The organism is Pseudacidovorax sp. 1753 (genome assembly GCF_040544975.1).
In the GTDB taxonomy this organism is placed as follows: Bacteria; Pseudomonadota; Gammaproteobacteria; order Burkholderiales; family Burkholderiaceae_C; genus Xenophilus.
On the sequence record NZ_JBEPKY010000002.1, the window covers coordinates 72779 to 99205 of the forward strand.

Here is a 26427-nt window from a genome sequence, read left to right on the forward strand (position 1 = left end):
TTCTTCTTTCTGGAGCCCGAATGCTCACACCCCAGTTCGTCCTTGCGCTGTCGGCAAAGCTTGTGATCGACCTGTTCGCCGGTGGCGGCGGCGCCAGCACCGGCATCGAGCAGGCCATTGGCCGCCATGTGGACGTGGCGATCAACCACGACGCCGAAGCGATCGGCATGCACGAGCTCAACCACCCGCAGACGCGCCATTACCGCGCAGACATCCGCGAGGTCGACCCGCTGGCCGTGACGCGCGGCCAGGCCGTGGGCCTGCTGCACGCCTCGCCCGACTGCACTCACCATTCCCAGGCGCTCGGCGGGCAGCCGCGCAAGTCCGAGATCCGCTCGCTGGCGTGGCAGGTGCTGCGCTGGGCTGGCAAGACGCGGCCCGACGTCATCACGCTGGAGAACGTCGAGCAGATGCTGCTGTGGTCGCCGCTGATCGCGAAGCGCGACCCCGCGACCGGGCGCGTGCTTACGCTGGAGCGTGTCCGCGATCCCGTAAGCAGCAAGCTCGTGCACCGCGTTGCCGAGCCAGGCGAACGGGTCGCGCGTAGCAATCAGTTCCTGATCCCCGACCCGAAGCGCAAGGGCAAGAACTGGGACCACTTCGTCGCGGCACTGAGAGCGCTGGGCTACAAGGTGGAATGGCGGGTGATCTGCAATGCGGATCTGGGCGCGCACAGCACCCGGACGCGGCTCTACATGGTCGCGCGCTGCGATGGCCTGCCCATCGTCTGGCCCGCACAGACGCACGCCAAGCGGCCCCGCGCCGGCCTGCAGGCCCACCGACCCGCCGCCGACTGCCTCGACTGGAGCATTGCGGGCACGAGCATCTTCGGGCGCAAGAAGCCGCTTGCGGAGGCCACGATGCGGCGCATCGCGCACGGCATGCGCAAGTACGTGCTCGACACGCCCAATCCATACATCGTCGCCGGCGCTGCGCCTGCTCTCGTGCCCGTCACGCATTCGCGGGACACCGCCTTTGACATCGGCAAGCCGTTGCGCACGATCACGACGGCCAAGGGCGGAGAAACGGCTCTGGCTGCAGCGCACCTGCTGCCGCTCACCCATCAGGGCGGTCATCGCAACCACGATCCGCGCGAGCCCCTGCCCACCGTCACGGCCGCGCGCCGCGGCGAGATCGCCCTGACGGCCGCGCACCTGGTGCAGATGGGCTATGGAGAACGCCCCGGGCAGGAGCCGCGCTCGCTCGATCCGACGAAGCCGCTTGGCACCATCACTGCGGGCGGGCAGAAGTTCGCCGTCGCCTCTGCCTACGTCGTGCAGGCGGGCCACGGCGAGGGCAGCCAGGGCGGGAAGCGTTGGAGCCATGGCGTCAACGACGTGACCGGCCCCCTCGGCACCGTGACGGCCAGTGGAGGCGGCCAGAGCCTCGCCGCAGCGTTCATGGTCCAGGCGAACGGCGGTTTCAACACGAGCCACGGCCGCGACCTGCGCGAAGGCGTCTCCACGGTCACCACCTCGGGCAGTCAACAGCAGCTCACGGCAGCGCACATGGTCACCCTGCGCCGGAACTGTAACGGCCGTGCAGTGGATGAGCCCGTGTCAACGGTCACCGCCGGCGCCGAGCATCACGCCCTGGTGCAGTACGCGTTGAGCAAGGAGCACGAGGCCGGCGCGCTGCGCTGCGCAGCATTCCTCATGCGCTACCACGCCAGCGGCGGCCAATGGGCTGACCTGCGCGACCCCATGACCACGATCACCACGCACGACAGGCTCGCGCTGGTCACCGTGTGGCTGCAGGGCGAGCCCTGGGTGATCGTGGACATCACGCTGCGCATGCTGGTGCCACGCGAGCTGTACAACGCGCAGGACTTCCCGCCCTCCTACGTCATCGACCGGACGGCCAGCGGAAAGCCGTTGACCAAGACGGCACAGGTGCGTATGGCGGGAAACAGCGTGAGCCCACTCCCAATGCGCCTGCTCGTGGCGGCGAACTACTGCGACCACGATCGCGAAAGGCTCGCAGCATGAACTACGACGACTTCCTCCGCGCCAAGGTCACGATCGCACAGCCGAAGGGATTCAACGTCGACCCGGCCGAGATCCACCCGCTGCTCAAGCCGCACCAGGTGGCGGCCGTGATCTGGGCCATCCGCTTGGGCTGCGCCGCGCTGTTCATGGCCTTCGGCCTCGGCAAGACCTTCGTGCAGCTGGAGATCGTGCGCCTGGTCCGCCAGCGCGTCGGCGGCATGGCGTTGATCGTGATCCCGCTCGGCGTGCGGCAGGAGTTCATGCGCGACGCGGCCCGCCTGGGCATCGCCGTGAAGTTCATCCGACGCATCGAAGAGGCCGACGACCCCGAGGGCATCTACCTCACCAACTACGAGACGGTGCGCGACCGCAAGCTCGACCCGCTGCTCTTCGGCGTGGCCAGCCTGGATGAGGCGGCGTGCCTGCGCGGCTTTGGCGGCAGCAAGACCTTCCGCGAGTTCATGGCCATGTTTGCCGGCGACGACCGGCGCGACATGGGCAACCGCATCAAGGGTGCCGGCGTGGCCTATCGCTTCGTGGCCACGGCTACGCCGAGCCCGAATGAGTTCGTGGAGTTGCTGGCCTACAGCGCCTTTTGGGGCGTCATGGACGTGGGACAGGCCAAGACCCGCTTCTTCAAGCGCAACAGCGAGAAAGCGGACCACCTGACGCTGAGCCCGGCGCGGGAGCAGGACTTCTGGATGTGGGTGGCCAGCTGGGCCCTGTTCGTGCAGAAGCCCTCCGACCTGGGCTACAGCGACGAGGGCTACGAGCTGCCGCCGCTCGACATCCGCTGGCACGAGATCCCGGCCGACCATGCCGCCGCCGGTGCTGACCTCAATGGCCAGGGCCAGATGTTCGCCCGCCAGGCGATCGGCGTGGTGGACGCCGCGCGCGAGAAGCGCGAGAGCCTGGACGCGCGCGTGGCCAAGATGCTGGAGCTGCGCGCCGAGGATCCGGGCGCGCACCGCGTGATCTGGCACGACCTCGAGGACGAGCGCCGCGCGATCGAGCGCGCCATACCGGGCGTGGCGAGCGTCTATGGCACCCAAGACCCGGAGACCGCACGCGAGCCGCTGGTGGTCGCCTTCAGTGACGGCCAGCTGCAGGAGCTGAGCAGCAAGCCGGTGCTGCTGGGCAGCGGCTGCAACCTGCAGCGGCACTGCGCCTGGGCGATCTACCTCGGCATCGGCTTTAAGTTCGCCGACTTCATCCAATCCATCCACCGCCTGCAGCGCTTCCTGCAGACGCGCCAGGTTCGCGTCGACCTCATCTACACCGAGGCCGAGCGCGAGGTGCGCCGCACGCTCGAACGGAAGTGGGCACAACACAAAGAACAGGTGCAACGCATGACGGAGATCATCAAGGAGTTCGGCCTGTCGCACGCGGCCATGATCAAGACCCTCTCGCGGGCCATGGGCGTGGAGCGTGTCGAGGTCCGGGCCAAGGGCGGCGAGTACACGCTGGTGCACAACGACTGCGTCAAGGAGACGCGGTCGATGCCCAGCGACAGCGTCGGCTTGGTGCTGACCAGCATCCCCTTCAGCACCCAGTACGAGTACTCGCCGAACTTCGCAGACTTCGGACACACCGACGGGAACGAGCACTTCTTCGAGCAGATGGACTTCCTGGTGCCGGAGCTGCTGCGCGTGCTGAAGCCAGGCCGCGTGGCCGCCATCCATGTGAAGAACCGCATCGTGCCCAGCGGCATGGTCGAAGGAGTCGGCTTCCAGACCGAGTACCCCTTCGACGTCGACACCATTGCCTGCTTCCGCCGGCACGGCTTCCACTTCGTCGGCCGCAAGACCATCGTGACGGACGTGGTGCGGGAGAACAACCAGACCTATCGCCTCGGCTACAGCGAGCAGTGCAAGGACGGTAGCCGCATGGGCTTCGGCCTCTGCGAGTACCTGCTGATCTTCCGCAAGGCGCCAACGGACGCCAGCCGCGGCTACGCGGACGTGCCGGTGGTGAAGGACAAGGCAAAGTACTCACGGCCGCGCTGGCAATTCGACGCCCACGGCTTTGCGCGCAGCAGCGGCAACCGCTTTCTCACGCCCGAAGAGCTGGAAGGGCTGACGCATGCCGACGTGTTCAAGCTGTTCCGCCAGCACTCTCTGGAGCAGGTCTACGACTGGGAACACGATGTGCGCATCGGCGAGGGCCTGGCCGGCCGCGGGATGCTCCCTACTACCTTCATGCTGTTGCAGCCGCAGAGCTGGCACCCGGACGTTTGGACCGACATCACTCGCATGCGCACGCTGAACGGCGCCCAGTCGGCAGCCGGCCGCGAGCAACACCTTTGCCCGATGCAGTTCGACATTGCCGAGCGCGCCATCACGCAGTACTCAATGGAGGACGAGGAGGTCTACGACCCCTTCGGCGGCCTGATGACCGTGCCCTATATCGCGGTGAAGCTGGGCCGGCGCGGCCGCGGCTGCGAGCTGAGCCCAGGCTACTTCGCAGACGGGGTCTCCTACTGCGAGGCCGCGGTGCGCGAGCGCTCGACCCCCTCGCTCTTTGACCTGGAAAGGGAAGCAGCATGAGCGCCAGCAGCAACATCGAGTGGTGCGACAGCACGTTCAATCCGTGGACCGGCTGCGCCAAGGTGTCGCCAGCGTGCGATCACTGCTACGCCGAGGGCTGGAGCAAGCGCGCCGGTGCAAGGGTCGGTAAGTGGGGCGCTGGTGCGCCGCGCGTGCGCACGGTGCCGGCCAACTGGCGCCATCCGGTGGTCTGGAACGAGACGCCTTTCTCGTGCTGTCAATCCTGCCGCTGGCGTGGCGAGACGCGCCAGTGCATCAGCGTGCCGCACCCGGATGACCAGATGCCCACGCGCGGCTGCCCGGCATGCAAGTCCGCTGGCGTGCGCGACGCACGGCGCCGCGTGTTCTGCGCCAGCTTGGCGGACTGGCTGGACAACGAGGTGCCCATCGACTGGCTGGTGGACCTGCTGGACCTCGTCCGCACCACTCCGGCGCTTGACTGGCTGCTGCTGACGAAACGCATCGGCAACCTCGGCCGCATCGCGACTGCTGCGATGGTGGCGAACCAGCGGGGCAACGAAGACCTGCGTGCCTGGTGCGTGGACTGGTGGAGCAACCGCAAGCCGCCGGCCAACGTCTGGCTGGGCATCACGGTGTGCGACCAGAAAGAGGCCGGCCGCGACATCCCGAAGCTGCTGGACGCGCCCGCAGCGAAGCGGTTCCTGTCGATGGAGCCGCTGCTGGGACCGGTCCAACTGCCGCTCTACATCGACCCAGCCCGAAGCGGCGCCTTTGATGTTTGGACGCCCGGCATCGACTGGGTGATCGTCGGCGGCGAGAGCGGCCCAGGCGCGCGCCCCATGCACCCAGCCTGGGCTCGCAGCCTGCGCGACCAGTGCGCCGAGGTGGGCGTGCCGTTCCTATTCAAGCAATGGGGTGAATGGTCGCCGCGGGCTGCGATCTGCGGAGCAGGGCAGGATTTCCAAACGCTGGACCCCCAATGCACTCGGTGGCCCGATGTGATCCGGCTTGGCGAGCACGGCCGGGATACGCGCATGACCGAGAACTGCACCGCCGATGCCGGAGAGGATGTCTTTGTACAACGCGTAGGGAAGAAGGCCGCCGGCCGCCTGCTGGACGGCCGCACGCATGACGGCTTCCCGTCGTGATGAACGACGCCGCCAGGCCGCCCACCTGGGACGCAGCGGACAGCGCCTACCAGCGGCACCACTTCACCTGCGCCACATGCTGCGCCGCCGGCGCCTCGCAGGGAGCGGACGCGCGCTGCCCGGCCGGCCAGACCCTGTGGGGCGCCTACCAATCCGCGGGCATGCCCCCGCACTTTCTTTGGATCCGAGAACACCGATGACGTGCAAACACACAAACTTCGCGGCCGAATGCGCCGTGGCCCGCCTCGAGGACGTTGGTCGATTCATGCTCGAGGTCAAGGTGCGCTGCACCGAGTGCGGCGAACCGTTCCAGTTCCTGGGGCTGCCGCCTGGCTGCAACCTCGAAGGCGCCAGCGTCAGCCTCGACGGGCTGGAGGCCAACATCGCCATCTGCCCGCAGGGCACGAGGCCCAGCCCGCTGCAGTCGCTCCTGGGCTACACGGTAGAGGCGTACAACTGATGGACCTTCGCATCCGCTGCATGCACTGCGACGCCCTGATCCAGGACGTCTTCTGGCGGATCTATGACCACGAGCAAAGGGTCTTCATCCGCGTGCGCTGCCACGGCGACGAAGAGACGATGGAGGCCGACCTGGCCGCGCTCTTCGGCGCGAGGCACCTTGAAGGCGTCGCCTTCTGCCCGCCAACCGCACTGCTTCCTGCTTCTTCAGCCCCGCCACCGAGCGGGGCTTCTTCTTTGGAGCCCCACCATGAAGATGGCCAAGCCTTCTGAACGCGACATCGACGCCGGCAGCGCCCTCCTGTCGCTGCGCAACGACCTCTCGAGCGGCTACTACCCATGGAACGATGGCGAGCACCGCCCGACCTACTTCGACCCGGACGACCGGCAGCACCTGCGCCGGCTCTACGACGCGCTGGACGCCCTCCTTGAGCGTGCACCAGGGTTCGCGGGCCGGGTGATCGGCGGCATGTGCTACGTCATCTGCTGGGACCGCAACCAGATCTTGGATCCCGCAGACGACTGCCTCGCACTGCATCCCGATCTGGTCCGCGGCCGCCAGCTGCTTGCCCTGGCCCGGGCTGACTTACTTCCTCGGCTCGAGCGCGAGGCCCGCGCCACGCTGGCCAGCCACATCGACCGCTCGGCCGCCGCTCACTTGGCCGCCATGCGCGCCAGCTGGGGCCGGCCAGCAAGCCCCGGGGAGTTCAGTTGATGAGCAGGAACACCACCAAGCCGCCGGCGGAGCCCGCGCCGGAGACGCTGTACCGCGAGAAGCTGGTCCTCTCGCGATTCGCACCCGTCCATCGCACCACCTGGTGGCGATGGATCAAGGCGGGCAAGGCGCCGGCCCCGGTGGCCATCGGGCCGCACGCGGTGGCCTGGCGCGGGATCGACTTGGCGCGCTGGCAGCGCGGCGAATGGGTCAAGCCGGAGCCAGGAAGTCTGCCCAATCCTGCATGAGGGGGCGCCGGCGCTCCAGCGCTCGCATGCGCCGGTACGCCGCCTCCGACTTGTTCTCGATGGTGTGCGCCAGCGCCATCTCGGCCAGGTCGCGGGGATAGGAGGTGTGCTCCCCTACCCAGTCACGGAAGGTGCTGCGGAAGCCGTGGGGCACGCAGGTCAGCTTGCGATCCCGGAGCACCTTCGTGATGGTCATGTCCGAGATGGTCTCGGCATCCTCTTTCACCGAGGGGAACAGGAAATCCTGTCCGTCCAACCTCGGTATCCTGGACAGCAGGTGCAATGCCTGCTCGCTCAGCGGAATGCTGTGCTCCACGTCGGCCTTCATCCGCGCCGCCGGCACCGTCCAGACCCTCTTTCCCAGATCGAACTCGCTCCACCGAGCGCCACGCGCTTCGCCTGACCGGGCGGCCGTCAGGATGAGCAGTTGCAGCGCCAGCGCGCCTATGCCGTTCGCGGCCTGCAACGACCGATAGAACGCCGGCGTGTCGTCAATCGGCATGGCCTCGTGGTGCGAAACCTTGCGCACCTTCTTCGGCTCCGGGAGGATCATCTCCAGCCCTCCCTTCCAGCGCGCCGGATTGTCGCCCACCCGCCACTTCTTCACCGCCGTGGCGTAGTCGAGCACCGCCTCGATGCGACCACGAACCCGCGTGGCCGTTTCGGTTTTCTCCGTCCAGATCGGCTTGAGGACCTCGAGCACATGCGACGGCTCAATGTCGGCCACGTTCATCTCGCCGAGCAGCGGGTACGCATAGGCCTCGAGGGTGGCGGCCCACTGGGCCGCGTGCTTCGCGTTCTTCCACCCCTCGCGCTTGGACTCGATGTACTCCTCGGCCGCCACCTTGAACTGGTGGGAGGGCGCGCCAGCAGTCTGGACGGCAACGCGCGGCGCGGGCCGCGGATCGGCGCCCGCCCGGATCATGCGCCGCCGTTCGATGGCGGCGTCGCGCGCCTGGGACAGGGACATGTCCTCCATGTTCCCCAGGCCGACGTCCAGCCGCTTGCCCGCTGCCATGGCGCGGTAGATCCACAATCGGGTGCCGGCAGGCGTGATGCGGAGGTGCAGCCCCTGCACGCCGCCCACTGGGTACCGGCCGGGCTCGCGCAGCTTGGCAACGGCGGCGGCGGTGAGTTCGCGGGCGATCTTAGGCATAGCGCAATGCTATCCCATGCCCACATCCTGCCCACAAACGCACTGCAATTTAGCGCAGCGGTTTGCAACAAGAGAACGGTTTGAGCCAAGAAAAAAGCCAAGTGAATCAATCGCTTGGCTTCGGGTTGCATCAACATGCAATCAACTTTTGGCGGAAACGGAGGGATTCGAACCCTCGATGAGGCTCTACACCCCATACTCCCTTAGCAGGGGAGCACCTTCGGCCACTCGGTCACGTTTCCAGTGCGCTAGGCAGACCATGATTATGCCATCAAATCTGCCCCGTTCGACCCCGAAGGCCGCGCGTTGCGCATTAATTTGCAGGCTGGTCCAGGTCAAAGGCCTTGTGCAGCGCGCGCACGGCCAGTTCCATGTACTTCTCGTCGATCACGACCGAGGTCTTGATCTCGCTGGTGGAGATCATCTGGATGTTGATGCCCTCCTCGCTCAGCACGCGGAACATCTTGCTGGCCACGCCCACATGGCTGCGCATGCCGATGCCGACGATGCTGACCTTGCAGATCTTGGTGTCGCCCACGATGTCGGCCGCTCCCAGCGTGGGCAGCACCTTGGTCTTGAGCAGGTCCACCGTGCGCGCGAACTCGGCGCGATTGACGGTGAAACTGAAGTCGGTCTTGCCGTCCTTGGAGAGGTTCTGGATGATCACATCCACCTCGATGTTGGCGTCGGCCACCGCGCCCAGGATGTGGTACGCGATGCCCGGCTTGTCGGGCACGCCCAGGACGGAGATCTTGGCTTCGTCGCGGCTGAAAGCGATGCCGGACACGACGGCTTGTTCCATGGTTTCGTCTTCCTCGAAGGTGATCAGAGTGCCCGACACGGCCTCTTCATTGATGTCGATGTCCCAGGGCGTGAAGCTGGAGAGCACGCGCAGCGGCACGCGGTACTTGCCGGCGAACTCCACCGAGCGGATCTGCAGCACCTTGGAGCCCAGGCTCGCCATCTCCAGCATCTCTTCGAAGCTGATCTTGGCCAGGCGGCGCGCATCGGGCTCGACGCGCGGGTCCGTCGTGTAGACGCCATCGACATCGGTGTAGATCAGGCATTCGTCCGCCTTCATGGCGGCGGCGATGGCCACGGCCGAGGTGTCGCTGCCGCCACGACCCAGCGTGGTGATGTTGCCCAGTTCGTCCACGCCTTGGAAGCCGGTGACGACGACCACGCGGCCCGCGTCCAAGTCGGCGCGTACGCGCTCGTCGTCGATGCGCTCGATGCGGGCCTTGGTGTAGCTGCTGTCGGTCTGCACGCCCATCTGCCAGCCGGTGTAGCTCACGGCCTCCACGCCTTCGCTTTGAAGCGCAATGGCCAGCAAGGCCGACGAGGCCTGCTCGCCGGTCGCGGCCAGCATGTCCAATTCGCGGTTGTAGGGCGTGGTGGGCTTGGCCGGGGCCAGTTCCTTGGCCAGGCCCAGCAGGCGGTTGGTCTCGCCGCTCATGGCGCTGGGGACCACCACCATGCGATGGCCTGCGCGCGCCCATTTGGCGACGCGCTTGGCGACATTGCGGATGCGCTCGGTCGAGCCCATCGACGTGCCGCCGTACTTGTGAACGATCAATGCCATGGGTGAGATGTCGGAAGAAAAGTGAGTCGCCTGGTCGGCGTCGCCCGGGATGGCGGGCCTTCAGAGCGGCCTGCGCGGTGGCGGCCCGGATGCCATTCAGCGCGGGGGCTTCGGCAAGGGCGCGCTATTGTACCAACGCAGGGTGTCGCCTTCGCGCACCACCTGGCCGCTGCCGGCCTTGATATGGATACGGTGGCCACGCGTGGTGCAGTCGGCGATCTGGTCCAGCAGTTCGTCGATCTGACGGGCCGCCGGCGCACGGCCGGCGGCCTGCGCCAGCCAGGCCCGCAATGCATTGGCCTGCCGGCTTCGCGGCAGCGCCTGCAGCGCGCGGATGCGGGGTGGCGTGCCCGTCTGGTCCAGGTCGGCACGGGCGATGTTGGCCAGCAGTTCCTGCGCCTGGGCTGCGTGCCGCGCACTGCGGGCGAAGGTTTCGCGGAACTGCGGGAAGGCGGCGGCCAGCGCGGGCAGCACCTGCTGGCGGATGCGGTTGCGCGTGTAGCGCGCATCGGCATTGGTGGGGTCGTCGACCCAGCTTTCGCCGCGGGCGCGCAGCCAGGCGCGCAGGGTGTCGGGCGGCAGGTCCAGGAAGGGCCGGTGCCAGCGCAGGCCGGCACGCTCGGCCATGCGCGGCATGGCGGCCAAGCCCGGCAGACCGGCACCGCGCGACAGGGCGAGGATCAGCGTCTCGATCTGGTCGTCGGCATGGTGACCCAGCACGATGTCCTGCACAGCGCGGGGCCCGTCGCCGGTCGGGGCAGGTTCCACGGCCTTGGCCTCACCCGACGCGTTCTGGACGAAGTCACCCTCCGCGCTGGCCAGCTCGGCCAGCGCCCTGTAGCGCCCCAGCCGCGCCGCCTCCTCCGGGCTTTCGCCAGCCTGCGCTCGCGCGTCGATCCGGCCCACCCGCAACGGCACCTGCCAGCGTTCGCAAAGCGCGGCGCAATGGCGCTCGAAGGTATCGGCCGCCGCCTGCAGCCCGTGATTGACGTGCAGCGCCACCACCTGGCCCGGCCAACGGCGCGCGCAGGCGACCAGCAGCGCCGTCGAGTCGGCACCGCCGCTCAAGGCGACGCCCAGCGGCAGGCGCGTCGTGAGCGCGGCGACGGCTGCCTCGACGCCACCCGGGGGAACCCCTGCCCCCCCTGGCGCTCCAACTGCGCTCATGGCCGCCGCATTCCCGCGCCGGCCGCACCCGGACCGAGGAGTTGCCGAATGTGGAAGTTGGGACGACTGTGGTGGGCGATGCGCAAGGAACTGCTGCTGGCCTGGGCCGTCCTGCGCGACGGGCGCTCGCCGTGGGGTGCCAAGCTGGCCGTGCTCGCTGCGGCGGCGTACCTGATCAGCCCCCTGGACCTGATCACGGATGCCGTACCGTTGCTGGGCTGGCTGGACGACGGCATCGTGGTGTTCCTGCTGTTGCGGCTGTCGCAGAAGCTGCTGCCGCCCGGACTGAGCGAAGCGCTCAAAGCGCGCGGTGCAACACGTCGGCGGTGACGCGCACGGCCGCGTGCATGAAAAGGGGAGCCGCCCTGCTGCGCGTCAACTCGGAACTCAGCGCCCGGCGTCAACCTTCGTGTCGGCGAAGCGCCCGTAGCTCTGAATGCGGTCATAGCGGCGTTCCAGCAGTTCGCGCGGCTTGAGGTCCACCACCTGGCGCACCGCCTCCGTCAGCGCGCGCTTGAGGAAGGACGCCATCTGCCGATGGTCGCGGTGCGCCCCGCCCACCGGTTCGTTGACGATCTTGTCGACCAGGCCCAGCGCCTTGAGGCGGTGCGCCGTGATGCCCAGCGCGTCCGCAGCGTCCTGCGCCCGGTCTGCGGTCTTCCAGAGGATGGAGGCGCAGCCCTCGGGGCTGATCACCGAATACACCGAGTACTGCAGCATCAGCACCTGATCCGCCACCGAGATGGCCAGGGCACCGCCGGAGCCGCCCTCGCCGATGATGGTGGTGAAGATCGGCACTTCGAGCTGCGCCATCTCGAAAATGTTGCGGCCGATGGCCTCGGACTGGCCGCGCTCCTCGGCATCGATGCCGGGATACGCACCCGGCGTATCGACGAAGGTGAAGACCGGCAGCTTGAACTTCTCGGCCGTCTTCATCAGGCGCAGCGCCTTGCGATAGCCCTCGGGCTTGCTCATGCCGAAGTTGCGCGCGGTGCGCTCCTTGGTGTCGCGGCCCTTCTGGTGACCCAGCACCATGCAGGGCATGCCGTTGAAGCGCGCCAGACCGCCCACGATCGACAGGTCGTCCGCGAAATGGCGGTCGCCGTGCAGCTCGACGAAGTCGGTGAACATCTCGTTCACATAGTCCAGCGTGTAGGGCCGCTCCGGGTGGCGGGCGATCTTGGTGATCTGCCAGGGCGTGAGGCTGCTGTAGATCTCTTTGGTCAGTTGCTGGCTCTTCTTGCCAAGTTGGTCGATCTCTTCCGAGATGTCGACCGCCGATTCGCTCTGCACATAGCGCAGTTCTTCGATCTTGCTTTCGAGTTCGGCAATGGGTTGCTCGAAGTCGAGGAAGCTACGTTTTGCCAAGATCTACTCCTGTGAAGTCAATAGGCCACGGGCAGGGGCTCGAGCGAGCGCCAAATGTACCAAGTGGCCACACTGCAATAAGGGGCCCAGGCGACGGCCACCTCGCGCGCATCGCTGCGGCTGACGGGGTCGCCCGAGAAATACTGCTGGCTGATGCCGGCGATGAGGCTGGCGTCGTCCAGCGGCAGGATGTTTGGGCGCAACAGATGGAAGATGAGGAACATCTCCGCCGTCCACCGGCCGATGCCGCGGATGGCCACGAGCTCCGCGATGATCATCTCGTCGGCCATGTCCTTCCAGGCGTCGACGTGCACGGTACCGCCGTCGAAGTGCAGCGCCAGGTCGACCAAGTACTCCACCTTGCGCGCCGAGAGGCCCGCAGCACGCATGTCGTCCACCTTCAGCTTGAGCACGTTCGCGGGCGTCATGCGGCGCGGCAGCTTTTCGAAGCGCTCCCACACCGATTGCGCCGCCTTCACCGAGATCTGCTGGCCCACGATGCTGCGCGCCAGCGTGGTGAAGGCGTCGCCGCGCGACTGAAGGCGTGCATCGCCGAATTGCGGGATCAGCCGGCGCATCACGCGGTCCTTCTTGACCAGGTGGCGGCAGGCCTCCTCCCAGTAGTCGGGCGTGATGAATTCCGGATCCTGCGGGCGCGGAGCAGCCATGGCCAGGGTTGCCGTCCTGTCCACCGATTACTGGGCCGCGGCCCAGGTGGTGCCCGTGGGACCGTCCTTGAGCACGACGCCCTGGGCGAGCAGATCGTTGCGGATGCGGTCGGCCTCGGCGAAGTTCTTGGCCGCCTTGGCCGCGGCGCGCTCCGCGATGCGCGCCTGGATGGCCGCGTCGTCAAGCCCCGCACCGGCCTGCAGGTAGGCACGCGGCTCGGTCTGCAGCAGGCCCAGCGTGCCGGCCAGCGCCTTGAGCAGGCCGGCCGTCTGTGCGGAACGGGTGCGGTTGGCCTCAGCGGCCAGTTCGAAGAGCACGGCGACCGCCTCGGGCGTGCCAAAGTCCTCGTCCATGGCGGCCTTGAAGCGTGCGGCATGGGGGTCTTGCCAATCGATCTCTGCCACCTCCACCGGCGGAACTCCGTCGAGTGCCGTATAGAGGCGGCGCAACGCGTTGCGCGCATCGTCCAAGTGCACGTCGCTGTAGTTGAGGTCGCTGCGGTAATGCGCGCGCACGATGAAGAAACGCAGCGTCTCGGCGTCGTACTTCTTCAGCACGTCGCGGATCGTGAAGAAGTTGCCCAGGCTCTTGGACATCTTCTCGTTGTCGATGTTGATGAAGCCGTTGTGCATCCACTTCATCGCGAAGGTCTTGCCCGTGGCGCCTTCGCTCTGCGCGATCTCGTTTTCGTGGTGCGGGAACTGCAGGTCGGCACCGCCGCCATGGATATCGAAGGTCTCGCCGAGCAGGTCGCAGGCCATGGCCGAGCATTCGATGTGCCAGCCGGGACGGCCGGTGCCGAAGGGGCTCTCCCACTTGGCCTCGGCGGGCTCGGTGGGCTTGGCACTCTTCCAGAGCACGGGGTCGAGCGGGTCTTCCTTGCCCTCGGCCACGGCCACGCGGTTGCCGGCGTGAAGCTCGTCGAGCGACTTGCCCGACAGCTTGCCGTAGCCCGGGAACTTGCGCACCGCATAGTTCACGTCGCCATCGGCTGAGCGATAGGCCAGGCCCTTGCGTTCCAGTGTCTCGATCATCGACAGCATCTGGGGGATGTAGTCTGTGGCGCGCGGGTCGTGCGTGGGCCGCTCGACGCCCAGCGAGTCGGTGTCCTCGTACATCGCGTCGATCATCCGGCCAGTGAGGGCCTTGAGCGTTTCGCCGTTCTCCACTGCGCGGCGAATGATCTTGTCGTCGATGTCGGTGATGTTGCGCACGTAGGTCACGCGCCAGCCGCGGGCCTTGAACCAGCGCTGCACCACGTCGAAGGCGATCATCGAACGGGCATGACCCACGTGGCAGAAGTCGTAGACCGTGATGCCGCACACGTACATCCGTACATGGCCCGCCTCCAGCGGCGAAAACTCCTCCAGTGCACGCGTGAGCGTGTTGTAGATACGCAGGGTCATGGAAATCGGAATGGGCGCCGTTGAAAGGTGGCGCCGGCCTGGGGGGTCGATCATGCGCCGCCGCGGGCGCACTGCCAAGGGCTTCGGACAACCCGTGGCTACAATCCGGCAAGTATAAACGGCCCCTGCGCAGCGCCTTTTTCAGAGGGGGCTGCCGCATCCAACCACGCCGGGGCGCACTCGCGGTCCGGCCTCACTCGCTCCATGACGCACGCCGCATCCCCCGTCGCCCGTTCCCTGCTCCGCGCTGCCCTGGCCTGCCTGTTGGTCGCAGGGGCCGGCACGGCCCTGGCCGACGACTACGCCGACGTCAGCGCGCTGCTGCGCGCGGGCAAGGCCGCAGAGGCGCTCGACAAGGCCGACCGCTACATCGCCGGCAATCCGCGCGACCCGCAGATGCGCTTCCTGCGCGGCGTGATCCTCAGCGAACAAGGCAAGCCGCAGGACGCGGCCGACACCTTCGTCAAGCTGACGCAGGACTATCCCGAACTGCCCGAGCCCTACAACAACCTGGCCGTCATCTACGCCGCCCAGGGCCAGCTCGACAAGGCGCGCGACGCGCTCGACAACGCCCTGCGCCTCAACCCCAACTACGCCGTCGCGCACGAAAACCTGGGCGATGTCTATGTGCGCCTGGCTGCGCGCCAGTACAACCGCGCGCAATCCTTCGCATCGACCAGTTCCAGCGTCGCGCCCAAGCTGGCGCTGGTGCGCCAGCTGGTGGACAGCACCGGCAATGCCGCCAACGGCAAGCTGCCCGCGGCCACGCCCGAGCAGCGGCGCATCGCGCGCTGATGCACCATCGGCGCCCGGCCGGAACCGCCGGGCCAACGGTCGCTCCTATCCCTTTCCGTGACCTCGCAGGGAGTTTTTGCGTGATGTTTTCCCGTTCCACCCTCTTCACCCGCCGCTGGCTGCTGGCCCTGGCTGCGGCCGCCACCGTACCCACTGCCGCCTGGAGCCAAGCCGCTGCGCCGCGCGTCAAGCTGGCCACCAGTGCTGGCGACATCGTGCTGCAGCTCGATCCGGCCAAGGCACCCAAGACCGTCGCCAATTTTCTGCAGTACGTGCAGGAGAAGCATTACGACGGCACCGTGTTCCACCGCGTCATCGACGGCTTCATGATCCAGGGCGGCGGCTTCACGCCCGACCTGCGCCAGAAGCCCACGCGTGCACCGATCGCGCTGGAGGCCGACAACGGACTGAAGAACGACCGTGGCACCATCGCCATGGCTCGCACCAGCGATCCGAACTCGGCCACGGCCCAGTTCTTCATCAACGTGAAGAACAACGACATGCTCAACGCGCCCAACCCGGACGGCCATGGCTACGCCGTGTTCGGCAAGGTGGTGTCGGGCATGGACGTGGTCGACAAGGTCCGCGCCGTCCCCACCGGTGCCCAGGGCCCGATGCGCGACGTGCCGGTCGAGCCCGTCATCATCCGCAGCGCCACGGTGCTGAAGTAAGCCCGCCCCGCGAGCGCCCTCCCCTTTCTCCAGGAGCCCCCATGAGCAATCCCAAAGTCGAACTCTCCATCAAGGACCACGGTCCCATCGTCATCGAGCTGGACGCCGAGAAGGCACCCAAGACGGTCGAGAACTTCCTGGCCTACGTCGCCCAGGGCCATTACGACAACACCATCTTCCATCGCATCATCGACGGCTTCATGATCCAGGGCGGCGGCTTCGAGCCCGGCATGAAGCAGAAGCCCACGGGCGCCGAGATCACCAACGAGGCCAACAACGGCCTGAAGAACGACATGTACACCGTGGCCATGGCCCGCACCAGCGCGCCCCATTCCGCCACCGCGCAGTTCTTCATCAACGTCGCCAAGAACGACTTCCTCAACCACACCGCGCCGTCGCAGCAGGGCTGGGGCTATGCCGTATTCGGCAAGGTCGTCTCGGGCACCGAGATCGTCGACAAGCTGCGCAAGGTGAAGACGGGCCGCCGTGGCTTCCATGACGACGTGCCCGCGGACGACGTGGTGATCGAAAAGGCCACCGTTCTGGCCGAGTGATCGCAAGGCGGCATGCACGCAACCGGCCCGTACGCGGATCCCCTCGCCTGCATCGCGGCTGAGCGCCCCGCGCCTGATCGATGACCGCGCAGGCCGCCTTCACCGAATTCCTCGCGCCGCCCGAGTGGCGCACGGTCGACCTGCTGTCCGACCTGCACCTGCATCCTGCCGAGCCGCAGACCCTCCTGGCCTGGCGGCAGTACCTGCAGACCTCGCCGGCCGACGCCCTGTTCATCCTGGGCGACCTCTTCGAAGTCTGGGTGGGCGACGATTCCGCCTCCGAGCCCGGTTTCGAGGCCGACTGCGCCGCCTGGCTCAAGGAAGCGGCGGCGCGCCGGCCGATGTTCTTCATGGCCGGTAACCGGGACTTTCTGCTCGGCCAGGGCTTTGCCGCCCAGGCCGGCATCCAGCGCGTGCCTGATCCGCTGGTGCTGGTGCTGCATGGCCGGCGCTGGCTGCTCAGCCACGGCGACCTGCTCTGCCTGGAGGACCACGAATACCTGGCCTTCCGTGCGCAGGTGCGCAGCCTGGAGTGGCAGCAGGACTTTCTCGCGCAGCCCCTGGAGGAGCGCCGCGCACTCGCCCGCCACATGCGCGAACAGAGCGAATCGCGCAAGGCCGATCCACGCGCCGTCTGGGCGGACGTCGATGCCGATGCAGCCGTCGCCTGGCTGCGCAGTGCACACGCCCAGACCTTGATCCACGGCCATACCCACAAGCCCGGACGGCACGACCTGGGCGACGGCCTGGAACGGCTGGTCCTCAGCGACTGGGACGTGGCTGCCTCACCTCCTCGCGCCCAGGTGTTGTGCCTGACGGCGGCCGGCGCGCAGCGCGTCGATCTGCGCTGAGGCCTCCATCGATGCTGGGACGCTGGCTGCGCGGACTGCGCCCCCCTCCCGAGATTCCCGAAGCCGACTGGCAGCGCGTCCTGGATGCGCTGCCCTTTCTCGCCGCCCGTCGCAGGGACGAGCGCGAGCGGCTGCGCGAGCTCAGCGCGCGCTTTCTGCAGCAGAAGGAATTCCACGGTGCGCTGGGCTTCGCGATCACCGACCAGGTCGCGCTGCTCATCGCCGCGCAGGCCGTGCTGCCACTGCTTCATCTGCCGGGCGACCTGGGTTGGTACGACGATTTCGTCGGCATCGTCGTCGTGCCCTCTGAGGTGTCCACGCGTCGCACCCTGGTGGACGAGGCCGGCGTGGTGCACGAGTACGACGAGGCCATCATCGGCGAGGCGCGCGAGCACGGCCCGGTCATGCTGAGCTGGCCGCATGTGGCCGAAGGCGCCGCCGGCACGCAGGCCGGCCCCATCCTGAACGTGGTGATCCACGAGTTCGCCCACAAGATCGACATGCGCGACGGGCAGGTGGACGGCTGTCCGCCACTGCCAATCGGCTTCATGGCCAGCACGACGGCGCTCCAGGCCCGCGAGCGCTGGCTGGCTGCGCTGCAGCCCGCCTACGACCGCTTCCGCGAGCAGGCCATCGTGGCAGAGCGCTTCGGGGGAGAGCCGCCCTGGCTCGACGATTACGCGGCCTCGTCCCTGGCGGAGTTCTTCGCCGTTGCCTGTGAAGCCTATTTCGTGGACCGGTCGCGCTTCATCCAGGAGTTCAGCGGCCTGGCGTCCGCCTTCGACGCGTTCTTCCTCGCCAACGACCGTCAACGCTGAACGCGAGAGGTCCGCAGGGGCCGCCCGCAGGTTGCCGCGGGTGTCGCGCCCGCTTCGAAGGGTAGCGTCGCCCCGGCGCTGCAGCCCCAAGAAAAAAGCGGCGCACCGTCGCCGGCACGCCGCTTTCGATGAGGCAACGCCCCGCGATCAGCCCTTGCGCAACAGCGGCTTGAGCGCGCTTTGCAGGCGACGCGCGGTCGTCGGCTCATGCGCCGAAGCCAGCACACGCGCGGCGTCCTGGGCCCAGGTCTCGACCGGGCCAGGCTCGTTGCGCTTGGTCAGCAGCTTGAGCTGCAGTGCGCGGCGCGCGTCCAGTTGCTCCGGCGGGGTGGGGACTTCGGCGGCCATCTCCAGGCGCAGCAGGGCCTCGGCCGGCTCGCCCGAAGGCGCGGCGGACAGCGACTGCACCCACTGGTTGCGCACCGAAGGCGTGACGCGGCCCAGTTCCTGCGCCGGCGGCACGGCGGCGCCGTCGCGCTTGCTCCAGGCGTCGAGCAGTTGCGTCACGGCCTCGCCGTGCGCCTGGCTCGCCAGCTTGCGCAGGGCGGCCTGGGCGTGCTCCATGGCGTCGCGCTGGGCGCGGAAGGCGGTATCGCCCAGACGGGGACCGCGGTCCTCGCGCGGCGGACGATCACCGCGCATGTCGCCGGGACGTCCGGCGCGGTCGCGGCCGAAACGGTCGCCACTGCGGTCGCCGCCCCGCGGGCCGCCACGGCTGTCGCGGGAATCACGGCGGTCGCCGAAGCGACCGGCGGGTGCGGCGGCCGGGCGTGCCGCGCCGGGACGGTCGTCGCCGCGGACGGCCACGACCGGGCGAGGTGCAGCCTTGGGCGCCGCAGCCGGTGCGGGTGCCGCACCCTCGCCACCTTCGGCGGCGGGTGCGCCCTCCTGGGCGGCAGCGTCCGTAGGCGCGGCGGTGGATTCGGCAGGGGCGGCAGCATCGGCGCTGGCCACAGGTGCTGCAGCGCCGCCCGGAGCCGCGGCTTCGCGACGGCCGCGCAGGGCATCTTCCAGCGCGGTCATGGCGGCGCGGATCTTCTGGGCATCGCCGGTGGCATTGGCTGCCTCCAGCGCCTTCGAAGCCTCGAGCACCGCACGGTCGTGTTCACCCATGGCTTCGGTCTGGCGCTCGCGCTCGGCGCTCTTGCGCTGGAAGGCGTCGTCGATGGGCTTGCGGAAGGCGTCCCAGAGCTTCTGCTCCTGGCGACGCTCCAGCGGCACGGCCTGCGCCTCGGCCTGCCAGCGCTGCTGCAACGCCTTGACGGCGTCGATGCGCAGCTGCGGCGCAGCGCCGAGTTCGGTGGCCTCGGCAATCATCTGCTGACGGCGCTCGATGCTGGCCTTCTGCGAAGCCTCGAGCGGGCCACGGGCCTCGGTCATGGCTGCGCCCCACAACGGCTGCAGCTCGGCGAACACCTTCTCGCTGACATGGCCGCCATCGCGCCAACGATCGGAGAACTGGTGCAGGGCGCGGTTGCGGGCCTTGAGGTCGGCATCGCTGGCGTGCTCAACCGTCCAGGCGCGCAACTCTTCGATCAGCGCAAGACGCTGGGCGCGGTGTTCGGCGGCTTCGGCGCGCACCTTCTCCAGCCAGGCCTCGACCACCTTGTGGGCCTTGTTGCAGGCCTCGTCGAAACGACGCCACAGCCCGTGGTTGGGCACGCCACCCTGGTCGGCCTGCTTCCATTGCTCGCGCAGGGCGCGCAGTTGCTCCTGCATCTTGCGACCGCCCAGCGCCTGACCCTCGGGACGATTGAGCAGGCCTTCGGCCTTTGCCACCAGTTCTTCGCGGACCTTGTCGGCGCCCCAGCGCTGCCAGCCTTCGAGTTCGCCGGCGGCGACGAGCGCGGCATGCACGCGCGCTTCCAGGGCATTGCCCACCAGCTTGCCGTGCTCCTTGAGCACAGCGCGCAGCGCATTGGCCGCGGCCTGGCTGCTCTTGCCCTGGCCCTGGGCCGTGGCTTCCTCCAGCTTGGCCAGGGAGGCTTCGACGGCTGCTTCGGCGGCAGCACGCTGTGCCGGATCCACCTTGGGGGCGGGCGGTGCCGCGGCCGGGGTCGGCGCGTTTTCGGGCGGCAGGCCCCGGGCGGCGCGCAGTTCGTCGGCCCAGACGGGGACGGGAGGCAGCGGCGCCTGGGCATCGGCCGCAGCGGCCACGGCCTGGGCCAGCGCGCTGTGGAAGGCCTCGGACACGACCTGCAATTGCGACCGCGATGCGTCGAGCTGCGGCGCGAAGCGCGCATCCAGGCTGGCCCAGTTCGGGTCCTGCGCAATCTCGTCGGCCTGGGTCGTCCAGTGGGCGACGTCGCCGCGCAGGCCCTCCTCGGCGGCCTGGGCGTCCTGCCAGCCCTTGGTGGAAAGCACCTCGAAGCGCTGCGCCAGCAGCACGGCGGCTTCGCGATGGACCTGGGCGCGGTGCTGCAGGTCCTCCACGCCCTTCACCCGTTCGGCCAGGTTGGCCTTGAGGCCGGCGAGCGGTTCACGCGACAACGGTGCGCCGGCCTTGGCGGCGTCGCGCTGCCAGGCCATGGCGTCGGCGATGTTCAGCCGGGGCTGGTCGAGCAGCGAGCGGGCCTTTTCGGCCCACTCGGCGGCGATCACCTCCTGGCCCTTGGCGCGCTTGATCTCGTCAAGGCGCTCGCGCAGGGCGCGGGCGGCGCCCTTGTCGCGGCCGCTGAGTTCCTTGAAGACTTCCTGCATCAACTCGGGCGAGGGATTGCCCGCGAGCCAGTCGCGCACGCGCTGCGCCCGTTCGCCGGAGGTGGCGGCGGTGAAGACGCCCCCGGTGAGCTGGTCGAGGGTGGGGAGATCGTGTTTGGTCGTGGCTTGAGTCACTGCGCCAGAGTCGTTGAAAGAGATCGGAGGGGGTGGGCCGGCGCGAAGCCGGTCATCCAAGCAAAGGCGCCGGCAAGGCCGGCGCATCCCGCATTGTCGCCCAGGAGCGCGTGCGTCTGGAATACCGCAGAAAGCGGTTGAGGAATCCTTCTCAGGGCATGTCCAGCGCCAAGGCCGTGCCGGGCATCCAGTCGGCGCCGTCCGCACGCGTGCGAACCGCCCCCAGGAAGATCCGGTCGCCGGGCAACTGCCGCTGGAGCAGGTAGTCACGTACGGCCGCGGCCCGGGCGATGGCCAGCTCGCGGATGGACTGCTCGTCGACGGCAATGGTCGGCAGCAGCAGCTTCTCCATCTCGGCGACCGACTGCGACTTGGCCATGCCGATGAGATTGCGGGGCTTGGGAATGTCGGCCCGCTTGTAGACGGCCTCCAGCAGCGCCGGGTATTCGGCGTCGGTGACCGGACCGACCTCGGCCGGGTCGGTGCCGCCGCGCACCGCTGCGCGGCGCTTCTCGGCCAGGGCCATGCGGCGCAGGCGCTCGCGCTGCAGCGCGTCGCGTTCACGCTCCAGGCTGGCCCGCCCGACGAGGGTGAGGCGCAGGCCGTCGCGCTGGCCCAGTGCCTTCTCGACCTTGTCCAGGCTCTGCTTCGCCGCGTCGGACAACGCGTCGCTGCCCAAGGCGAAGGGCACGACGCTCGATTCGCTGCTGCCGCCGCCCAGGCCGCCCGTGAGCAGGCTGAACGGAGAGGTCACCGCCTTGGCGATCAGGTTGAGGATGCCCTTCCAGATCAGCGGCCCGATGCTGAATTGCGGATCGTTGAGCGAGCCCGACAACGGCAGATCGACGTCGATGACGCCGTTGCGGTCGGCGAGCAAGGCGACGGCCAGGCGCACCGGCAGGCTGTTGGGCGCATCCTTGACCTCGTCGCCGAAGGCCAACTGGTTGAGCACCAGCTTGTTGGTGGCGGTGAGGCGCCCGTCCGGCGCCACTTGGTAGTGCACGTCCACGCTCATCTTGCCGCGCTCGATGCCATGGCCGGCATAGCGGATCGAATAAGGAGACAGCGGCGCCAGCTCCAGGTCGCGCACCTTCGCCGCAATGTCCAGTTCCAGCGGCTTGGCCAGCGGATTGAGCTTGCCCAGGATCTCGAGCGAAGCGGTCTGCTGCGCCTTGCCGCGAAGCTCCAGATCGGCCAGGGCCGGCCGGCCGCCGTCGGCCGGCTCGGAGGAGAAGGCGCTGAGCCGGCCGGTCAGCTCCGTGAGGTCGGCCGAATAATTCGGCTGCACAAACAGGTCGGAGAAGTCAACGCGCGCATTGACCACGCTGATCGGGCCGAAATGGATGATGGGCGCGAGGCCTGGCGCGGCCTCTGCCCGCGCAGTGGCCGGCGCCGGCGCTGGCGCCGATGCGGGGCCCCTTTCGCCGGCATTGGTGGTGGCACTGGCACCACCACGCGCGGACGCGGTGCGCGGTGCCGGCCGCTCGGCCGCGGCCCGCTCGCTTTCCTGCTGGCCCTGGCGGGTGATGGCCTGCAGGTTCAGGCGTCCCGAGGGCTGCACGATGATCCGTGCGAACGCATCCGTGAGCGTGGTCTCGCGCACGTCGAGCCGCAGGGCGGCGCGGGGACGCTGATCGAGTTCGAAACCGCGCAGGGCAAGCGTCTTCCAGCGCAGCAGCCGCTCGCCCCGCGCCGCGCCCGTCGCAGGGCTGTCTGCGGCGGTCAGCGCCACGCTGTCCACCCGCAGGTCGTCGACCGACAGGTCGCCGCTGAGCTTTGCCTGAACGCCCGCCGGCTGGACGGCCACCGCCAGCGTGCCCCGGTAGGCGGCGAAGGCACGCCGCACGTCCACATTGAGCGACTGCCCGTAGTAGGGCTGGAAGGCATGCACCGGCAGGCCCGTGGCCTCCAGCCGGCCGGACAGCACCACCGGGGCCATCGCCAGGCTGCCCTTGAAGTCGACGCGGCCCGGCTCCGACCGGGTGCCTGCCGTGATGCGGCCAGCCAACTCCACGGGCGACGCCGCAGCAGACGCGGGATCGAGGTCGCGGGCCCGCAGGCGCAGGCTGGCAAGCTTCACCTCCACCGGCGCGCCGGCCTGGGCGCGGTCGGCGAATTCCACGTCACCGCCGTCGACGGACAGGGCCGCGATCCGGAGCTTCCACGGGGGCGGCGGCTCACCCTTCACCTGGCGGGGCCGCGCCACCGGCGCAGTCGACGCGTCGGGCGTGCGCAGCCAGCGCTGGTACATCCAGCGCTGCTCCTCGTCCCGCTCCACCCGGACGCGCGGCTCCGTGGCCGTCAGGCTGCCCACGCTGAGCGTGCGCGCCTTCAGATCGGCCTGCGCATCGCGCACCTCGAAGTGGCCGACCGCAGCCAGGGCCGTCTTGCCTTCGGTCAGCGACAGGCTGTCGAGCGTGGCGCGCTCGGCCGTGAGCAGCAGCGTCTGCGGCGACCACTGCAGCCCCAGTCGGCCGCCCAGGCGCCCGTCCACGGCCGGATTGAGCGTCGAGGCCAGGTAGGGTGCGGCCAGGGACAGCGGGACGTCGCTGGCCTCCAGCTGGGCCTTCACCGTGCTCGGGCTGCCCTGCCCTTCGAAGCGCAGCCGACCTTGCGCCACGGCCATCTCGCCCGAGAAGCGGGCCGGTTGCGCCATGGGCCATGCCGCGTCGTCCACCGTGACGCCCAGGCCGGTCACATCGATGGCCGCCGCTGGGCGCACGGAATCGTCGCGCCAGGCCACGCGGCCTTCCCGCACCGCCACGCGGTCGACCCGCACCTGCCACGCACCGGGCGCGGCAGCGTCCTTCGATGGCGCCGAGGTCGGCGGCGCGGCCGTGCGAGCGGCGTGCGCGGTGGCCGGCGCCGGCGTCCGGCCGTCGGTGAGCAGCAGGTTGATGCGACCCTGCGCGTCGCGGCGTGCCGCCAGCGTGGGCGCATCGACCTCCACGGACGCCAGATGCACCTGCCGCTCCAGCGGACGCACATCCGCCAGCTGGACCTTCAGCGCATCGAGCCTGAGCAGTTCGCCGCCCTGCGCATCCACGGCCTTCACGTCCTTGACCTGGACCGTGCCGGACAGCTTGAGCGAGGCATGGTCGGCCCGCTCGAAGTCGGCACGCAGGTCCACGTCCACGACGCCCGACTGCAGCGCGACCGGCAGGCCGGGCGGTGCATAGGCCAGGTAGGGCGCCAGATCGAGGCCGGCAATGTGCAACTGCGCGGCCGTCTTGTGCGTGGCGGCGAAGGGCAGGGACGACGCGGAGGAGTCGAAGCGGCTGCCATTGAGCGTGAATGCCAGCCGGGGCTCGACGTCCACCTCGCGTTTCGATGCCAGGCTGCTGAGGAAGGGCAGCTGCACCTCCAGCCCCTCGACCACGTGCTGGCGCTTCGCCACCTGGTCGTCCAGCGCAATGCGCCCGTCGTGGATCGCGAGGTTGTAGAGCACGAAGCGGGCGGGCTCGCCCGCGGGCTTGGGCTCGGCGGGGCCGCTCAGCCGGCGCAGGATGTCGTCGACGTCCAGCGCGCCATCCGCGCGCCGCGTCAACCGCAGCGCGGGCTGCTCGATGCGCAGCGCATCGACCACCGGCGCCAGGCGCAGGAAAGACTGAAGTTCGGCGTCCGCATACAGGCGCTTCGCCGTGAACAGCGGCGGCGCAGCGTCCACGCCAGCGATCGCCAGGTCCGACAGCGACAACTCCAGCGTCCAGGGCCGGAACTGCACGCCCCCCAAGGTCACGCTACGGCCCAGCGCTGCCGATGCCTGCTTCTGGATCTGCCATTTCAGGAGCGGCGGCACGGCGGCCCAGAGCAGCAGCCACAGGAGCAGCAGGCCGGCGATGGCGACGCCCAGCCGCCTCAACCAAAGGCCGTACTTCGTTCCGGAGAAATTCATGGGCGGAGTGTGCCGCAACGCGTACTCGCCCTGCGACGAGAGGCGGGGCGCCGCCGCGTGGGCGCCCCTTGTCGGCATCGGCGGACCTCACAACGAAAAAGCCCGGTGGCTGCTTGCACAGGCCACCGGGCTCGACGGAGGGCGCCAGGCCGCATCCATCTTTTGGCGCGGGAAGAAGAAGGTTCCCGACGCACTGGCAGCAAGGGATTGCCGCCGAGGGGCCGGGCCACCCGTCAGGACTGCGTCCTTCAGGAGAAGCGCCGGCGGAGCGTCTGCGATGCAGACAGCCGCAGATTAGGCCTGCCGACCGGGCGTGGCAAATGAAGTCGAGCGATGAGGCTGGGTGGGGCAATAGACAAACTTTTAAGCACCTATTTAGCATAAAGAAAAGATTCGATATTCTTGACCGTGTATTTAACGGTTCATAGAATGCGCGCTGCCCGGGCTCCCGCAGTCCTACTCCCCGGGCTCTCTTCCGGACTTCCCAGGTCCGGCCTCTCTGGCGAAGTCAGGACGCCCGTGCACCTTGTATCCCTGCACGGACCTGTTCTCCGCCGCATCACGCGATCGTTCGAGGCAGTCGGCACCCTGGTGCACGACTCGCAGCCTTGGAGCTCGCAGAGAAAGGAAAGTAGCGAATGAATCAGGTCTTGCGGGCTGGCATGCAGGGGTTGCGAACCTTTGCCAGCGACGTAGCCGATGGTTTCTTCGAGATCGTCCACAACGGCTTCGCGCTGATCGGGCTCGCGCTCGTGTTCGTCGTCGTCGCGCTGGCCGCCCGCCCCGACCTGCAACAGGTTGGCGAGGAGCGTCTGGCTGCCTGGGTGGAATCTCGCAAGCCGGCTCCGGCCCCCACCGATCCGGCACCCAACGCCGTGGAGCGGGCCACCGCGGCGCGCCCCGAAGAGCTGCCCCGCCCCCAGGCGGCCGTGGCCTACTGGCTCAGCCGCAAATACAAGGTGGCGGCCGAGCCCCTGAGCGTGCTGGTCGCCGAGGCCTACGACATCGGCCGGCAGACCAAGCTCGATCCGACGCTGATCCTGGCCATCATGGCCGTCGAATCGAGCTTCAACCCGTTCGCCCAGAGCCCCGTCGGCGCACAGGGCCTGATGCAGGTGATGACCCGCGTCCATGGCGACAAGTACGAGCCGGCCGGTGGCACGCTCGCGGCCTTCGACCCCATCACCAACCTGCGCGTCGGCGTCAAGGTGCTGCAGGAATGCATCGCCCGCGCCGGCTCGCTAGAAGGCGGCCTGCGCTATTACGTCGGTGCCGCGAACCTGGGTGACGACGGCGGCTACACCGTGAAGGTGATGGCCGAGCACGACCGCCTGCGCCAGGTGGCCAACGGCCGCAATGTGCCGATCTTCACCCCCTCGGCACCGGCCGCCAGCACGCCGCCGCCAGCCGCGATGCCGACGCAGCCCACGCAACGGACCCAGCCGATCCCGGTCATGGCCCCGGCGGGAGAGCCCAAGCCCACGACGCGGCCGCCCGCCACGGTCGCCCTGCTGGAACAACCCGCGTCCTGACCGCTGCCGCCCCGGCGAGCCTTCCAGGCGCCTTTGATCAGGCGCCTTTTTCTTTCTTGGGCG

The 26427-nt window shown here is 68.7% G+C and carries 22 protein-coding genes and 1 tRNA gene; 14 read left to right on the plus strand and 9 right to left on the minus strand.

Going from position 1 to position 26427, the window contains the following annotated elements; translation table 11 throughout:
* Positions 1–20 precede the first annotated feature (20 nt).
* The 7 genes from ABIC63_RS02710 to ABIC63_RS02740 all read left to right on the plus strand — a co-directional run bounded on the left by ABIC63_RS02710 (position 21) and on the right by ABIC63_RS02740 (position 7065).
* Entirely contained in the window at positions 21–1988 is a 1968-nt protein-coding gene (locus tag ABIC63_RS02710; RefSeq protein ID WP_354318608.1) for a DNA cytosine methyltransferase, read from the plus strand.
* Positions 1985–4534: a DNA methyltransferase gene (locus tag ABIC63_RS02715; RefSeq protein WP_354318609.1), complete on the plus strand. Its 2550-nt coding sequence runs from the start codon at positions 1985–1987 to the stop codon at positions 4532–4534. Before ABIC63_RS02710 ends, ABIC63_RS02715 begins: the two co-directional genes overlap by 4 nt.
* The gene (locus ABIC63_RS02720; protein ID WP_354318610.1) at positions 4531–5643 is read left to right on the plus strand and encodes a phage Gp37/Gp68 family protein; all 1113 of its coding nucleotides are present in this window, start codon (positions 4531–4533) and stop codon (positions 5641–5643) included. The genes ABIC63_RS02715 and ABIC63_RS02720 overlap by 4 nt, the downstream gene beginning before the upstream one ends.
* A gap of 196 nt (positions 5644–5839) precedes the next feature.
* A complete protein-coding gene (locus ABIC63_RS02725) occupies positions 5840–6103 on the plus strand; it encodes a hypothetical protein (protein ID WP_354318611.1) in 264 nt (87 codons plus the stop codon).
* Positions 6103–6375 carry a hypothetical protein gene (locus tag ABIC63_RS02730; RefSeq protein WP_354318612.1) on the plus strand — a complete coding sequence of 91 codons (273 nt, stop codon included), beginning with the start codon at positions 6103–6105 and terminating at the stop codon, positions 6373–6375. Before ABIC63_RS02725 ends, ABIC63_RS02730 begins: the two co-directional genes overlap by 1 nt.
* Positions 6353–6817, plus strand: coding sequence for a hypothetical protein (locus ABIC63_RS02735; protein ID WP_354318613.1), 465 nt, complete (start codon positions 6353–6355; stop codon positions 6815–6817). The genes ABIC63_RS02730 and ABIC63_RS02735 overlap by 23 nt, the downstream gene beginning before the upstream one ends.
* Positions 6817–7065 carry a helix-turn-helix transcriptional regulator gene (locus tag ABIC63_RS02740; protein ID WP_354318614.1) on the plus strand — a complete coding sequence of 83 codons (249 nt, stop codon included), beginning with the start codon at positions 6817–6819 and terminating at the stop codon, positions 7063–7065. Before ABIC63_RS02735 ends, ABIC63_RS02740 begins: the two co-directional genes overlap by 1 nt.
* Here ABIC63_RS02740 and ABIC63_RS02745 read toward each other — a convergent pair.
* From ABIC63_RS02745 to tilS, 4 genes are all read right to left on the minus strand, one after another.
* On the minus strand, positions 7028–8221 hold the full coding sequence (locus tag ABIC63_RS02745; RefSeq protein WP_354318615.1) for a tyrosine-type recombinase/integrase: 1194 nt from the start codon (positions 8219–8221) through the stop codon (positions 7028–7030). The two genes, ABIC63_RS02740 and ABIC63_RS02745, sit on opposite strands and share 38 nt — an antisense overlap.
* 149 nt (positions 8222–8370) lie before the next feature.
* Positions 8371–8463: transfer RNA gene (locus tag ABIC63_RS02750), tRNA-Ser, on the minus strand.
* A gap of 71 nt (positions 8464–8534) precedes the next feature.
* Positions 8535–9803, minus strand: coding sequence for an aspartate kinase (locus ABIC63_RS02755; protein ID WP_114804209.1), 1269 nt, complete (start codon positions 9801–9803; stop codon positions 8535–8537).
* Between the two features lie 96 nt (positions 9804–9899).
* Complete coding sequence (gene tilS, locus ABIC63_RS02760; RefSeq protein ID WP_354318616.1) at positions 9900–10970, minus strand: tRNA lysidine(34) synthetase TilS; 1071 nt, start codon at positions 10968–10970, stop codon at positions 9900–9902.
* Between the two features lie 48 nt (positions 10971–11018).
* On the opposite strand from tilS, the gene ABIC63_RS02765 reads away from it, so the two are divergent.
* Positions 11019–11300 carry a DUF1232 domain-containing protein gene (locus ABIC63_RS02765; protein ID WP_294369285.1) on the plus strand — a complete coding sequence of 94 codons (282 nt, stop codon included), beginning with the start codon at positions 11019–11021 and terminating at the stop codon, positions 11298–11300.
* A 57-nt stretch (positions 11301–11357) separates the two neighbouring features.
* Here ABIC63_RS02765 and ABIC63_RS02770 read toward each other — a convergent pair whose 3' ends face one another.
* Genes ABIC63_RS02770 through cysS form a run of 3 tightly spaced genes read right to left on the minus strand, consistent with a single transcriptional unit; the run spans position 11358 to position 14413 of the window.
* On the minus strand, positions 11358–12338 hold the full coding sequence (locus ABIC63_RS02770; RefSeq protein WP_294369288.1) for an acetyl-CoA carboxylase carboxyltransferase subunit alpha: 981 nt from the start codon (positions 12336–12338) through the stop codon (positions 11358–11360).
* Positions 12339–12355: 17 nt separating this feature from the next.
* Positions 12356–13006: a DNA-3-methyladenine glycosylase family protein gene (locus ABIC63_RS02775; protein WP_234192200.1), complete on the minus strand. Its 651-nt coding sequence runs from the start codon at positions 13004–13006 to the stop codon at positions 12356–12358.
* 27 nt (positions 13007–13033) lie between these two features.
* Positions 13034–14413, minus strand: coding sequence for a cysteine--tRNA ligase (cysS, locus tag ABIC63_RS02780; protein ID WP_294369296.1), 1380 nt, complete (start codon positions 14411–14413; stop codon positions 13034–13036).
* Positions 14414–14617: 204 nt separating this feature from the next.
* Here cysS and ABIC63_RS02785 point away from each other — a divergent pair, with 204 nt between their 5' ends.
* From ABIC63_RS02785 to ABIC63_RS02805, 5 genes are all read left to right on the plus strand, one after another.
* The gene (locus ABIC63_RS02785; protein WP_354318617.1) at positions 14618–15208 is read left to right on the plus strand and encodes a tetratricopeptide repeat protein; all 591 of its coding nucleotides are present in this window, start codon (positions 14618–14620) and stop codon (positions 15206–15208) included.
* Positions 15209–15291: 83 nt separating this feature from the next.
* On the plus strand, positions 15292–15879 hold the full coding sequence (locus ABIC63_RS02790; RefSeq protein WP_354318618.1) for a peptidylprolyl isomerase: 588 nt from the start codon (positions 15292–15294) through the stop codon (positions 15877–15879).
* Between the two features lie 41 nt (positions 15880–15920).
* Positions 15921–16433 carry a peptidylprolyl isomerase gene (locus tag ABIC63_RS02795; protein ID WP_294369324.1) on the plus strand — a complete coding sequence of 171 codons (513 nt, stop codon included), beginning with the start codon at positions 15921–15923 and terminating at the stop codon, positions 16431–16433.
* 80 nt (positions 16434–16513) lie between these two features.
* Positions 16514–17284 (plus strand): UDP-2,3-diacylglucosamine diphosphatase, encoded by a 771-nt coding sequence (locus ABIC63_RS02800; protein ID WP_354318619.1) that lies wholly within the window; start codon positions 16514–16516, stop codon positions 17282–17284.
* 11 nt (positions 17285–17295) lie between these two features.
* The gene (locus ABIC63_RS02805; protein WP_502935836.1) at positions 17296–18102 is read left to right on the plus strand and encodes a M90 family metallopeptidase; all 807 of its coding nucleotides are present in this window, start codon (positions 17296–17298) and stop codon (positions 18100–18102) included.
* Positions 18103–18249: 147 nt separating this feature from the next.
* Here ABIC63_RS02805 and ABIC63_RS02810 read toward each other — a convergent pair whose 3' ends face one another.
* Entirely contained in the window at positions 18250–20937 is a 2688-nt protein-coding gene (locus tag ABIC63_RS02810; RefSeq protein WP_354318620.1) for a DUF349 domain-containing protein, read from the minus strand.
* A 151-nt stretch (positions 20938–21088) separates the two neighbouring features.
* Positions 21089–24832, minus strand: coding sequence for a DUF748 domain-containing protein (locus ABIC63_RS02815; RefSeq protein WP_354318621.1), 3744 nt, complete (start codon positions 24830–24832; stop codon positions 21089–21091).
* A 638-nt stretch (positions 24833–25470) separates the two neighbouring features.
* Here ABIC63_RS02815 and ABIC63_RS02820 point away from each other — a divergent pair.
* Positions 25471–26364, plus strand: a complete 894-nt coding sequence (locus ABIC63_RS02820) for a transglycosylase SLT domain-containing protein (protein WP_354318622.1) — start codon at positions 25471–25473, stop codon at positions 26362–26364.
* Positions 26365–26427 lie beyond the last annotated feature (63 nt).